Genomic DNA, 12,119 nt, shown 5'->3' with positions numbered 1-12,119 from the left:
CAGGAACGCGCTACTTGTCGGCGTTCACGGCCATGAGCGTGTCGCCCGCGACGGGGCGCTGCCCCTCCCACAGGGCGGTGAGCGCTGTCGCCGCGAGGAAACGCACCCCGGTGCCGATCGCGCTCTCGTCCACGTCGAAGGTCCCCTGGTGGATGTCGGCCAGGTGCGCCGACCCCGGCTCGCGGGTGCCGAGCCTCGCGAACGCGCCGGGGATGGACTCCAGATACCAGCCGAAGTCCTCGCCGCCCAGACTCTGCTCCGTCGGCACGGGGGCGCCCTCGCCGAGCACGCCTTCGGCGGCCTCGGCGAGCATCTGCACGCTCACCTTGTCGTTCACCACCGGCGGCACGCCGCGCACGTACTCCATCTCGGCCTCGACGCCGTACGCGCCGGCGACCGATTCGAGCAGCGACTTGATCATGTCGGGGGCCGCGTGCCAGGCCGCCTCGTCCAGGCAGCGCACGGTGCCCTCGGCGACGCCGTCGTCCGGGATGGCGTTGGCCACCGAGCCCGCCTCGACCCGGCCCCAGACCAGGCTGAGCGAGGAACGGGGGTCGATCCGGCGCGAGAGCGCGGCGGGGAGCTCGGTGAGGATCTTGGCGAGCGCGAAGACGAGGTCCGCGGTGAGGTGCGGCCTGGCGGTGTGCCCGCCGGGACCGCTCACCCGGATCGTGACCCTGTCGCAGGCCGAGGTGATCGGACCGACCTTGAGGCCGACCTTGCCGACGTCCAGCCGGGGGTCGCAGTGCAGGCCGAAGATGCGGTCCACGCCGCTGATGCCGCCCGAGGCCATCACCTCCAGCGCGCCGCCGGGAAGCTCCTCGGCGGGCTGGAAGATCAGCCGGACCCTGCCGGGCAGCAGACCGGCCTCGGCCTGCTGGGCGAGGAAGAGCGAGGTGCCGAGCAGGATCGTGGTGTGCACGTCGTGCCCGCAGGCGTGACACACGCCGGGGACCGTCGAGCTGTAGGGGACGTCCTTCTCGTCGGGCACGGGCAGCGCGTCGAGGTCGGCCCGCAGCGCCACGGTCGGGCCGTCGCCGCTGCCGACGTCACAGAGCAGGCCGGTGCCGCGCGGCAGCACCGAGGGGACCAGCCCTGCGGCGGTGAGGCGCTCGGCGACGCGCTGCGTCGTGCGGTATTCGGCGAACGCGAGCTCGGGATGCATGTGCAGGTCCCGGCGGAAAGCGATGAGCTCCTGCTCACGACCGGCGAGGAACGCGTCGAGCTCTCCCCGCAAATTACGCCCCCGCATTGCACACCGTCCCATCCGCGCCGGCGGGCTCTGGATCCTCGACGCACCGTGCAACTGCCCAGGATCTCGAAACCCATGAGGCAGTCTCGAAAAAAGCGATCGCCGCACCGACGGACCGGAGTGGGGTCTCACGGGCCGCGTCAGCACGGGCTGGTCGGTCACCGACGCGTGAGCGGCAGGCCGGTGCCCCGGGGAAGCCGTCGCGTTGGCGATGACAACGACTTTATCCCTCCTCCCGAGCAGCTCGCCGACATCCAGGCCAAATGTTTTGGCACCCCATGCCCCACTCGTACACCTTCCGACCCGGGATGACCAGGAAAGATAGCCCAAATTGACTATGAGACGATGGTCGTATCGGGGGAGGGCGGGTACCGGGGGGACGTCACCACCGGACCATTCCCAAACATCGCCGACCTGGCAATTTACGTGACCTCAGGTGCCGGTCATCGAACCCGGCGGAGTGATGTAAACGGGAGGAATGCGTGTTTCACTCCTCACATGATCACTAACATCCCATTCGGGGAGAGGCAGTCGCGTTTGAGCATATTCGAACCGGACGAGGGCACCCTGGTGGTCCTCCCCTCGCTGTCGCTTCCCCAGGATGAGCTGCGCAGGATCACCGGCGCCCTCTCCTACGAGGAGCGGCTGCTGTTTCTCCTCCTCACCCTGAGGAAGCCGAAGGTCGAGGTCGTCTACCTGACCTCGACGCCGGTGGACAGCGCGGTCGTGGACTACTACCTGGGCTTCCTCGACGATCCCGACGAGGCCCGCACCCGCCTGCGGATGATCAGTTTGGATGATCCTGACACGCATCCGCTCACCGAGGCGCTGCTGCGCCGCCCGGACGTGATCGCGCGCATCCGTGCCGCCCTCGGCGACCCCCCGCAGGGCGACGTCCCCTCGGACGCGGGCAGGAACGACAGACCCGCCTGGATGGTGCCGTTCGTGGTGAGCGAGTACGAGGAGCGCCTCGCGGGGATCCTCTCCCTGCCGATCTACGGCCCCGCCACCTCCCTCGCCCACCTGGGTTCCAAGAGCGGCGGGCGCGTGATCGGCGACGAGGCAGGGGTGCCGCTGGTCAGGGGCTTCGGCGACCTGCGCTCGCTGACCGAGGTGGAACACGCCGCCCGCGCGATGAAGCCCGCGAGCAGGCTCATGGTCAAGCTCAACAACAGCTACTCGGGGCTCGGCAACGCCATCGTGACCAAGGACGACCGGCCGCTCGCCTCCTGCCCCACGAGCTTCTCCGCCTCCGACGAGAACTGGACGACGTTCGCCGAGAAGGTCGCCGAGCGGGGAGCGGTGATCGAGGAGTTCATCGAGGACCGGCCGCTGCGCTCCCCCAGCGCGCTGGCCCGGATCACCCCCGGCGGCTCGTACGACGTGGTCGCCACCCACGAGCAGGTCCTCGGCGGCCCCAACGGCGACGTCTACCAGGGCTGTTGCTTCCCCGCCCGGCAGGAGTACCGGGCCGAGCTGGGCGAGTACGCCGAGCGGATCGCCAGGATCCTCGCGGGCCGCGGGGTGGTGGGGCTGTTCGGCATCGACTTCTTCGCCGTCAAGACCGACGGCGGTTACCGGACGCTGATGTGCGAGATCAACCTGCGCATCGGCGGCACCACCCACCCGTTCGGCGCCGCCCTCCTGACCACCGGCGCGTCGTACGATCCGGAAAGCCACACGCTCGTGCACGCGGGCCGGCCGAAGCACTACGTGGCGACGGACAACTGCGCCTCGCCCTCCCTTCGGGGCCGTCTGCCCGGTGAGGTGGTCAAGCTGATCCACGACGAAGGCCTCGGCTTCGACCGCGAGCGCCGCACCGGGAACGTGCTGCACATGCTGGGCGGGGTCACCAAATACGGCAAGCTCGGGTTCACCAGCATCGGCGACTCCGCCGAGGAGGCCGCCGAGCTACACGGAAGGACGCTCGTCACGCTTCGCCAGAGCGCGTAGGCCGATCGCACCGAGCACGATCGCCAGCACGATGTTGACGGCGATCAGGATTCCGTGGACCACGTAGAAGGCCGTCGGATGACCATCCGCCAGGTTGAAGCCAAGGGTGATCCATTCGAAGATCATGAAAGCGGCAAGGCCGATCAGGAAAGCGGCTGTCTTTCGCGTTATTCGCATGGTGTCAGTATTCCGCCGAGTGGTTCGCAGCTGGTCAGGGCACCTGTAACTCCATGCGAACCGGTACGAAGCTACCCTGAGCTCATCATGGGGATCAAACATGTCGCACCCGTCGGGGTGCTGCTCGCGGCGACCGCCCTCCTCGGCGCGCCCGCACAGGCCCGGGTCGCGGACGCGCCCGCGGCGGCCGGTTCGCCGGACCTGCGCACGGGTGCCGTTCCGGCGGCCGCGCACCACGAGAGGGAGCCGGTCGGCGGCTCCCGGCTCGGGGGGCGAGGTCTCATCCTCCCGGCGGGTGTGAAGGCCCCTCCCAGGACGGCCGCGAAGTCGTACGTGATCGCCGACGCCGAGACCGGTGAGGTGCTGGCCGCCAAGGACGCCCACGGGCGCTACCTTCCCGCGAGCACACTGAAGGCGCTCACCGCCCTCACCCTCATCCCCAAGCTGGACAAGAAGCTGAAGATCACGCCGAGCAGGCGCGCGGTGAACGAGGAGGGCAGCGCGGTCGGCCTGGTCCCCAAACCGCTCTACACCGTCGAGGACCTGTTCAAGGCGCTGATGCTGGTCTCGGGCAACGACTGCGCGATGGCCCTGGCCGAGGCCAACGGCGGCCTCGCCACGACCCTGGCGGACATGAACGCCGAGGCCAGGCGCCTGCAGGCGTTCGACACGGTGGCCAAGACCCCGAGCGGGCTGGACAAGCCCGGTCAGAGCAGCTCGGCCTACGACCTGGCGCTGATCGCCCGCGCCGGCCTCGCCAACGCCGATTTTCGTCGATATATCAGCACAAAGACCGACAAGTTCCCGGCGCCCAAGGGCTACTACGAGATCGGCAACCACAACAAGCTGCTCTGGCGCTACAAGGGCATGATCGGCGTCAAGAACGGCTGGACCTCCAAGGCCCTGGGCAGCTTCGTCGGCGCGGCGAAGCGCGACGGCCACACCGTCATCGTGTCGATCATGCGGCACGACGGCTACTTCTGGGAGGAGGTCGCCGACCTGCTCGACTGGGGATTCGCCAACCGCGGCAAGGTCGTCCCGGTCGGCCAACTGGTCGACCCGGTCCCCGAGCCCGCCCCGCTGCCCACCGGGCCCGCCGCCTCGGCGCCCCCCGCCGCGGCCCCCGAACTCCCCGCTCCGGTCTCCGCGCAGGACCCGGCCGCGGCCACGAGACCCGCCGACGAGGGAGTCCCCGCCACCTACTACGCCCTCGGCGCCGTCCTGCTCACCGTCCTGCTCGGTGGCCTGACCTGGCTGGCGTACGGCCTGCGCGGACGCTCCCGCCGGGCACGCTGACGAGAGCCCTCAAGAGAGCCCGCACGAGAGCCGGCGCCGCCCGGAGCGACCCGCTCCGGGCGGCGCGCACGATCCCGCGCATCGGCGTCGGCACCGGCGCCTCCACCCCGGCGAACGTCCGCTCCGGGCGGCGCGTGCGACACCGCGCCCCTCGGAGAGATCCGCTCCGGACACGCCTACGCCTCGGAGCGACCCGAGGCGGCACGCACGGCCCCGCCGCGAAGGGCGGCCCTTCACCCCTCGACCGGCCCCCTGCCGCTTCTGGCCGGTGCGGCCGGAAGGATCCTCATCCCCAGGACGACACCCCCGACGACGAGGGCGAGGAGCAGCACCGCCTGGCCGACCATGCCGAGGGTGATGGTCCGGCTTATCCCGTCGGCGAAGCCGAAGTGGTGGCTCAGCCCGACCAGGCGAGCACACAGCGTCGGCAGCGCCAGGATCGCGAGAGCCAGCGGCCACGACGGGGTGCGCCGCGCGGGTGCGTACGCGTGCACGCAGACGTACGCGACGCCGGCCCCCAGGACGAACGCGCTTCTGAGGCCGAGCTCGTCCAGCCACGGCCATACCCAGGCGACGGTCGCGGCGGGAGACGCGACCACCTCGTACAACGCGGCGACGGCGACACCGGCGGCGAGCGGAGGGAGCAGAAGCCACGGTGACCGCCGCGCGGGGCGCGAGTCCCGCTGGAAACCGGCCCACAGGGCCGTCACGGTGACCAGGGGGGCCGGCAGGCCGGCGAGCGCGAGCCCGGGGAAGCCGTTCAGGGACGTCTGGACCAGAATCGGCAGCCCCGCCGCGAGCGCGACAAGCGCCAGCGTTCTGGCCGCGCGGGGGTGACCGAGGAGGAGCGCCGCGAACGGGGCGAACCACAGGGGGCCGGTGAGAACCCCCAGGATGTTCGCGAGCCGCTCAGGCGACCCCGCCGGACCCGCCGCCTGGGCGAGCAGGGGATCGACCGTGCCGATCATCCCGTACGCACGCAGGGCGACCACGGCGGTCAGGACGCCGAGGAACGCCTGGAGGCCCAGTCCCAGCAGGGCCGTCAGGCGGACCGTCTCGCCCCACGCGAGGAATCCGGGCTCCGCGCCACCCGCTCCCCCGAGGCGGACCCGGACCGCGAGCACGGCCACGCTGGCGATCTCCGACCAGCGCGGCCGGGGCCCGTCTGCGTCGGAGACGCCGGGCGAGCCCTCCAGGAACACCGAGACCATCTCCTCCTCGCGCTCGGCGCGGTAGGAGGCGGGCAGCAGGCGCAGCCAGTGGCGGTAGCGCCTTTCCAGCAGGCTCGTCGGCGCACCGTCGCCCCCGCTCTCCCCCATGCGAGTTTCCTCGCCCGCTTTCACGTGGGCGTCCCCGCTCTCCCTCACGTGGACGTCCTCGCCCGCTTTCGCATGGGCGTTCTCGTTCTCCCTCACGCGGGGCCTCCCGCGACGGAGGGGCGGCCCTGCCGGGCGTGGAGACGGTCGACGGCGGTCCTCGCGTTCTCCGCGAGCCGGACGGCCTCGGCCTCCAGCGTCCGTGAACCGGAGTCGGTGATCCGGTAGTAACGGCGCAGCCGTCCCTGCTGGACCTCCTCGCGGTCGAGGGCCACCAGCCCGTCGCCCGCCAACCGGTCGAGCACGCCGTAAAGCGTGCCGACCTTGAGCCGAACCCGCCCGCCGGACAGTTCCTCGACCTCCCGCACGATGCCGTAGCCGTGACACGGCTCGGCGACCAGCGCGGTGAGGATGAGAAACGCGGGCTCCGTCATCACTCTCGGAGTCATGCCTGACAACATATATCGGGGAACAAGATATAGCGAGCGGCGGAGCTCGCGGGATTGCGGAGGATCAGGCGCGGAGGGCGGTCGTCGGGACCGGGGTGGGGTCGGGCGGAGGGCCGAGGGACGCGGTGGCGGTCCAGGCGGCGGCGTACATGATCACCCGGGCCGAGAGGTTGAGCCAGACCAGCAGGCCGACGACCACGGCGAACACCCCGTAGACGGGATTGTTCAGGGTGCCGGAAAGGATCAGCACGGCGAGTTGCTTGAGCGCGGCGAAACCGAGCGCGCCGAACAGCGCGCCGCGCAGCAGCACCCGCAACGGCTGCCTGGAGCGGCCCAGCCAGCGCAGGATGACCAGGAAGACGACGACGTCGGTGAGCACGCTCACCGCGAGCCCCGCCAGCCAGATCGTGACGGTGGCCACCGGCGAACCCGCCAGACCGAGCCACCCGGCCACGACCCCGCTCGCCTGGGTGGCGAACCCCCCGATCAGCACCGACAACACCAGCGTGGTGCCGATGAGCAGGAGCGCGGCCAGATCCCTCAGTTTGGCCAGGACGAAGTTGAGCGGCGCCTCGGTCGTCATGAAGATCTCGCGCAACGCGCCGCGCAGCGCGTCGATCGCGCCGAGTCCGGCGTAGAGGAGCCCGAGCAGGCCGATGATCCCGGCACTGGTCCGGGACTCGGCGATCTGCTGGATCGGCAGCTTGTCGGCGAGGCCCGGCAGATACTGGTTGATCGCCGTCTGCAGGGTCACGATGGCGTCGGGCCTGACGGAGAGGAAATAGCCGAAGACCGCGAAGGCGAGCGCGATGATCGGGAAGAACGACAGGAAGGCGAAGTAGCTGACCGCTCCGGCGAGCCGGTCACCGGACTGGATCTGGTAGCGCTGGAAGGTCCTGACCAGATGATCCAGCCAGCGCCACCTGATCCGGGCCGCACCAAACGCCCTCCCGAACCGCTCACGGGCCGATTGGATACGTTCCAGCACGCTTGTCACGTGCGCCCCCTACCCAATCACCGCCGTCCCGATCGTGAACGGCGGCGAAAAAACAGCCGTGCGTACACGAGAGATCACGCAGCGGGCGGGAGGCCGCCCGAACCCGTGCGAAGGAAGGTCGTCGGGGCCGTGTGGAGGCGTCGCGGTCCGGCTGAGAACACCGCCCGGACCGCGACGGAAGATCATGAAGTGGGCAGGAAGCCCACCCGGTCACGCACCTTGGCCATGGTCTCGGCGGCCACCGCGCGGGCCCTGGTCGCCCCGACGGCGAGCATCCGGTCGAGCTCCGCCTCGTTGGCGAGCAGCTTCTCGGTGCGCTCGCGGATCGGGGTGAAGGTGTCGATCACCACCTCGGCCACGTCCTTCTTGAACGTGCCGTACCCCTGCCCGACGTAGCGCGCCTCCAGCTCGGGGATCGGGACGCCGCTCAGCGCGGACTGGATGCGCAGCAGGTTGGTGACGCCGGGCTTGTTCTCGTCGTCGGCGAGGACCTCGGAGCCGGTGTCGGTGACCGCACGCATGATCTTCTTGCGGAGCGGCCCCGGCTGCTCCAGCAGGTCCAGGATCCCGGTGGGCGAGGAGGAGGACTTCGACATCTTCGCGGTGGGCTCCTGGAGATCGGTGATCTTCTCGACCCCCTTGACGATGTGCGGGTCCGGCAGCGTGAAGGTCTCGCCGAAGCGGTGGTTGAAGCGCTGCGCGAGGTCGCGGGTGAGCTCCAGGTGCTGCTTCTGGTCGGCGCCGACCGGCACCTGGTTGGCCTGGTAGAGCAGGATGTCGGCCGCCTGCAGGATCGGGTAGGTGAACAGCCCGACACTGGCCGAGCTCTCACCGGCCTTCGCCGCCTTGTCCTTGAACTGGGTCATCCGCCCGGCCTCGCCCATCCCGGTGAGGCAGATCAGCACCCAGGCCAGCTCGGTGTGCTCGCGGACGTGGCTCTGCACGAAGACCGTGGAGCGCTCGGGGTCGAGACCCGCGGCGAAGAGCTGGGCCGCGGCGACCCTGGAGCGCCTGCGCAGCACCTCCGGCTGGTAGTCCACGGTGATCGCGTGCAGGTCGACGACGCAGTAGAACGCGTCGTACCCCTCCTGCATGGCGACGTACTGCCTGATGGCACCGAGGTAGTTTCCCAGGTGGAAGGAGTCTGCGGTCGGCTGGATTCCCGACAGGACACGAGGACTGGCCATAGCAGCCAATTCTGTCAGCTGTCGGGAGTGCTTGGTTCGCGAGGCTCAGCCCTCGGAGGCGGGCGGCGCCTCCTGCCTCGGCGCGCTCCGCTTGATCCTGACCCGGGAGACCCTGCGGCCGTCCATGTCGGTGACCGTGAGGTCGAACCCCGGGATCTCCACCTGATCCCCCAGCGCGGGAAGGTGTCCGAGCGCTCCCATGACGAACCCGCCGAGGGTCTCGTACGGACCGTCGGGCAGTCGGATCCCGGTCTCGGCCGCCACCTCGTCGAGGTTGGCCAGACCGTCGAGCTCGACCTCTCCCGCGGGCAGTGCGACGTGCTCGTCCGCCACGTCGTGCTCGTCGCGGATGTCGCCGATCAGCTCCTCGACGAGGTCCTCCAGGGTGACGATGCCCGCCGTTCCGCCGTACTCGTCGACCACGATCGCCAGGTGGTGCCCCTCCTTGCGCATCTCCGACAGCGTCGCCATCAGCCGCTTGCTGGTGGGGACCAGCTTGACCGGGCGGATCGGCACCAGCTCGCTGATCGGCTCGATGGACCCGGTCAGCACCGGGTCGAGCAGGTCGCGGATGTGGACGAAGCCCACGATGTCATCGTAGGAGTCGCGATAGACGGGAAAGCGGGAGTGCGGCATGGCCGCGGCCAGCACCGCCGCCTCGGCCAGCCGCGTGTCGACGGACATGAACTCCACCTCGGTGCGCGGCAGCATCACCTCGCGCAGCTGCCGCTTGCCCGCCGCGAAGACCTCCCCGATCAGATGGCGCTCGTCGGCGGTGAGTTCGTGATGACCCACCACCATGTCGCGCAACTCCTCGGTGGAGATCTCCTCGCGGTCGGCACGGGGGTCGCCGCCGAGCAGCTTGACGACCCCGTCGGTGGACTTGGACAGCGTCCAGATGATCGGCCGCGACAGCAGGGCCATCCGGTCGAGGAACGGCGCGACCAGCAGGGAGATCCCCTCGGCGCGCTGCCGGGCGATGCGCTTGGGGACCAGCTCGCCGAGGACGAGCGAGGCGTACGAGATCGCCAGCGTCACCAGCACCAGGGAGAGCGGGGCCGCCACGGCCTCGGGCGTCCCCCAGCTGGTCACCACGGGGATGAGGTCCTGGGCGAGGGTGTCGGCGCCGAAGGCGGCCGAGAGCATGGTCGCCACGGTGACGCCGATCTGCACGGCGGACAGGAAGCGGTTGGGGTCGCGAGCGAGCTTCGCCGCCCTCGCCCCCCTGCGGCCCTGGGTGTCGAGCCGCCTGACCTGGCTCTCCCTGAGGGAGACCATGGCCATCTCGGCCGCGGCGAAGAATCCCCCGATCAGTACGAAGAGCATGACCAAGGCGATGTTCGCCAGGACGCTGTTCACGAGATCGTCTCCGTCATGGCGGTCGCCCGTTCCGGCGGTGGTCGATATTTGATGTGCCAGCATATGCTGGCAACAGACTTACAAAAGTAAACAAGTACAAACATCATCAAACAGGAGGCCCCGTGAAGCTGCTCGTCACCGGAGGCGCCGGATACATCGGCGGCGTCGTGGCGGCGCGACTCGTCGAGGCGGGCCACGAGGTCACCGTGCTGGACGACCTCTCCACCGGCCACGCCGACGCGGTGCCACCGGGCGCCCGTTTCGTCGAAGGGTCGATCACCGAGGCCGCCGGCCTGCTGACCGGCATGGACGGCGTGCTCCACTTCGCGGCGAAGTCCCTCGTCGGCGAGTCGGTGGAACGGCCGGACCTCTACTGGGCGCACAACCTCGGCGGCACCCTCGCCCTGCTCGACGCCATGCGGAGCGCGGGAGTGGGACGGATCGTCTTCTCCTCCACCGCCGCGACGTACGGCGAGCCGGAGCGCTCCCCGATCGAGGAGACCGACCCGACCCGGCCGACCAACCCCTACGGCGCGTCCAAGCTCGCGGTCGACACCGCGCTGAGCGCGTTCGCCGGACTGTACGGCCTGGCCGCGGTGAGCCTGCGCTACTTCAACGTGGGCGGCGCATACACCGCCGCGGACGGCGGCGTCTACCGCGAGCGTCACACCGTGGAGACCCACCTGATCCCCAACGTCCTCGCCGTCGCACTCGGCGGTCGCGAGTCGGTCAGCGTGTTCGGCACGGATTACCCCACTCCCGACGGCACATGCGTGCGCGACTACATCCACGTGGCCGACCTCGCCGAAGCCCACCTGCTGGCACTGGACGCCTGCTCGGCGGGCGAGCACAAGATCTACAACCTGGGCAGCGGGACGGGCTTCTCCGTGCAGGAGGTGCTGTCGGTCTGCCGTGAGGTCACCGGTCACGAGATCCCCGCGGTCGTGCGCGAGCGCCGCGCCGGTGACCCGGCCGTGCTGGTCGCCTCGTCCGCCAAGATCCAGCGTGAGCTCGGCTGGAAGCCCGAGCACCCGTCGATCCGCGACGTCGTCGCCGACGCCTGGGCCGCCCTGCGCGGCTGACACAGCACCCTCGTCTGCCCTCGTCTGCCGCCGCCTGCCGCCGTCTGCCGCCGTCCATGGAAACGTGCGGCCGGGCGGCCACGCCTACCTCAAGCGGAGGCGAGCCGTGTTGTTGGCGGGACGGCGGTCGCCCAGCCGAAGAGAGTAGACGGTCGCCTCGGCCCTGGGCGCGTGCGCGCGGGCCACGAAGGCGAGCGTGAAGCTCACCCGCCTGCCCGCGCCGACCGTACGAAGCCTGCACCCGACATAGGCGGGGAGGGAGTCGCAGCGCGCCCCCCTCGCCGACATGAGGCGCGCCCCGCCGGTGTCGAAGAGGACCCCCGCGTCGTGGACGCGCCGCGGTCCCCGGTTGCGCACCACCGCGGCCACGGTCACCAGGCGGCCCGCCCGCGTCGTACGCGCCACCCGCGACAACCGGACCGCCAGATCCGTACCCTCGTCCACCTCGGTCAGCGTCTCGGAGACATTGTCCGTCTCGTCGTCGTCCACGACCTCGGAGGAGATCGTCGCGCTCGCCCTCAGCGGCCCCCTCGCGCCGGACCTCACCAGCCCCGTGATCGTCACCCCACCGGCCTGACCTGCCATGACATCCTTCACCGAGGGGCAGACCACCTCCCCTGCCACCGCGCCGGGACGGCACTCGGCGACGTTCACGCCGATCACCGCCACCTCTTCCGGCAACCGGACGGTGAGCAGCGGAAGCACCGCGTCCCCCGGCCCGTCGTTGCGCACCTCGGCCCGGTAGGTGATCGGCTGCCCCGGCTGCGCGCGCTTCGGGGAGGCCGTGAGCCGAACCGACAGGTCGGCGGCCCCCCAGGTGTCGTCCCCTGGCGAGGCGAACGCTCCCCGAGGTGTCGCGACGAGCGCGAGACAGATCACCCCGGCGACGACCCTCACCGCGGCGTACTCCCTGAACACCGATCCCCCGGCCACAAGTGATCATTGAACGCCGGGTCACGCCGCTCCGCGACGATCGACACGCCGCTTTCTCCCCTCGCCGTCCGCACCGCGAAGGAGCCTCCCGCCGCCGCGTGGGGGAACCTCCCGCCGC

The 12,119-nt window shown here is 70.4% G+C and carries 11 protein-coding genes; 3 read left to right on the top strand and 8 right to left on the bottom strand.

Annotated features, from left to right (window positions below; all coding sequences use genetic code 11):
- Nucleotides 1-10: 10 nt before the first annotated feature.
- Complete coding sequence (locus ABT352_RS08270; protein ID WP_350943454.1) at nucleotides 11-1,252, bottom strand: M20 family metallopeptidase; 1,242 nt, start codon at nucleotides 1,250-1,252, stop codon at nucleotides 11-13.
- 537 nt (nucleotides 1,253-1,789) lie between these two features.
- Between ABT352_RS08270 and ABT352_RS08265 the strand changes: the two genes are divergently transcribed.
- Complete coding sequence (locus ABT352_RS08265) at nucleotides 1,790-3,205, top strand: peptide ligase PGM1-related protein (RefSeq protein WP_350943453.1); 1,416 nt, start codon at nucleotides 1,790-1,792, stop codon at nucleotides 3,203-3,205.
- Here ABT352_RS08265 and ABT352_RS08260 read toward each other — a convergent pair.
- Nucleotides 3,164-3,382 carry an SCO4848 family membrane protein gene (locus ABT352_RS08260; RefSeq protein ID WP_350943452.1) on the bottom strand — a complete coding sequence of 73 codons (219 nt, stop codon included), beginning with the start codon at nucleotides 3,380-3,382 and terminating at the stop codon, nucleotides 3,164-3,166. The genes ABT352_RS08265 and ABT352_RS08260 overlap by 42 nt on opposite strands.
- A gap of 87 nt (nucleotides 3,383-3,469) precedes the next feature.
- Between ABT352_RS08260 and ABT352_RS08255 the strand changes: the two genes are divergently transcribed.
- Nucleotides 3,470-4,678, top strand: a complete 1,209-nt coding sequence (locus ABT352_RS08255) for a D-alanyl-D-alanine carboxypeptidase family protein (RefSeq protein ID WP_350943451.1) — start codon at nucleotides 3,470-3,472, stop codon at nucleotides 4,676-4,678.
- A 233-nt stretch (nucleotides 4,679-4,911) separates the two neighbouring features.
- Here the strand turns inward: ABT352_RS08255 and ABT352_RS08250 are convergent, their stop codons facing one another.
- The 5 genes from ABT352_RS08250 to ABT352_RS08230 form a co-directional block, all read right to left on the bottom strand.
- The gene (locus tag ABT352_RS08250) at nucleotides 4,912-6,093 is read right to left on the bottom strand and encodes a hypothetical protein (RefSeq protein ID WP_350943450.1); all 1,182 of its coding nucleotides are present in this window, start codon (nucleotides 6,091-6,093) and stop codon (nucleotides 4,912-4,914) included.
- The gene (locus tag ABT352_RS08245) at nucleotides 6,090-6,443 is read right to left on the bottom strand and encodes a PadR family transcriptional regulator (RefSeq protein WP_350943449.1); all 354 of its coding nucleotides are present in this window, start codon (nucleotides 6,441-6,443) and stop codon (nucleotides 6,090-6,092) included. The genes ABT352_RS08250 and ABT352_RS08245 overlap by 4 nt, the downstream gene beginning before the upstream one ends.
- Nucleotides 6,444-6,507: 64 nt before the next feature.
- A complete protein-coding gene (locus tag ABT352_RS08240; protein ID WP_350943448.1) occupies nucleotides 6,508-7,440 on the bottom strand; it encodes a YihY/virulence factor BrkB family protein in 933 nt (310 codons plus the stop codon).
- Between the two features lie 182 nt (nucleotides 7,441-7,622).
- Nucleotides 7,623-8,627, bottom strand: a complete 1,005-nt coding sequence (gene trpS / locus ABT352_RS08235) for a tryptophan--tRNA ligase (protein ID WP_350943447.1) — start codon at nucleotides 8,625-8,627, stop codon at nucleotides 7,623-7,625.
- Between the two features lie 45 nt (nucleotides 8,628-8,672).
- A complete protein-coding gene (locus ABT352_RS08230) occupies nucleotides 8,673-9,986 on the bottom strand; it encodes a hemolysin family protein (protein WP_350943446.1) in 1,314 nt (437 codons plus the stop codon).
- A gap of 122 nt (nucleotides 9,987-10,108) precedes the next feature.
- Between ABT352_RS08230 and galE the strand changes: the two genes are divergently transcribed.
- Nucleotides 10,109-11,068 carry a UDP-glucose 4-epimerase GalE gene (gene galE, locus ABT352_RS08225; RefSeq protein WP_350943445.1) on the top strand — a complete coding sequence of 320 codons (960 nt, stop codon included), beginning with the start codon at nucleotides 10,109-10,111 and terminating at the stop codon, nucleotides 11,066-11,068.
- Nucleotides 11,069-11,152: 84 nt separating this feature from the next.
- Here the strand turns inward: galE and ABT352_RS08220 are convergent, their stop codons facing one another.
- On the bottom strand, nucleotides 11,153-12,001 hold the full coding sequence (locus tag ABT352_RS08220; protein ID WP_350943444.1) for a hypothetical protein: 849 nt from the start codon (nucleotides 11,999-12,001) through the stop codon (nucleotides 11,153-11,155).
- Nucleotides 12,002-12,119 lie beyond the last annotated feature (118 nt).

The organism is Streptosporangium sp. NPDC000563 (genome assembly GCF_040299985.1).
Lineage (GTDB): Bacteria > Actinomycetota > Actinomycetes > Streptosporangiales > Streptosporangiaceae > Streptosporangium.
Note: the sequence above shows the minus strand (reverse complement) of the source record. Positions and strands in the feature narration are given on the sequence as shown.

Coding starts and splice junctions, on each gene's coding strand:
- ABT352_RS08270 (WP_350943454.1), bottom strand. CDS start 1,252: ATGCGGGGGCGTAATTTGCGGGGAGAGCTCGACGCGTTCCTCGCCGGT.
- ABT352_RS08260 (WP_350943452.1), bottom strand. CDS start 3,382: ATGCGAATAACGCGAAAGACAGCCGCTTTCCTGATCGGCCTTGCCGCT.
- ABT352_RS08255 (WP_350943451.1), top strand. CDS start 3,470: ATGGGGATCAAACATGTCGCACCCGTCGGGGTGCTGCTCGCGGCGACC.
- ABT352_RS08245 (WP_350943449.1), bottom strand. CDS start 6,443: ATGACTCCGAGAGTGATGACGGAGCCCGCGTTTCTCATCCTCACCGCG.
- trpS (WP_350943447.1), bottom strand. CDS start 8,627: ATGGCCAGTCCTCGTGTCCTGTCGGGAATCCAGCCGACCGCAGACTCC.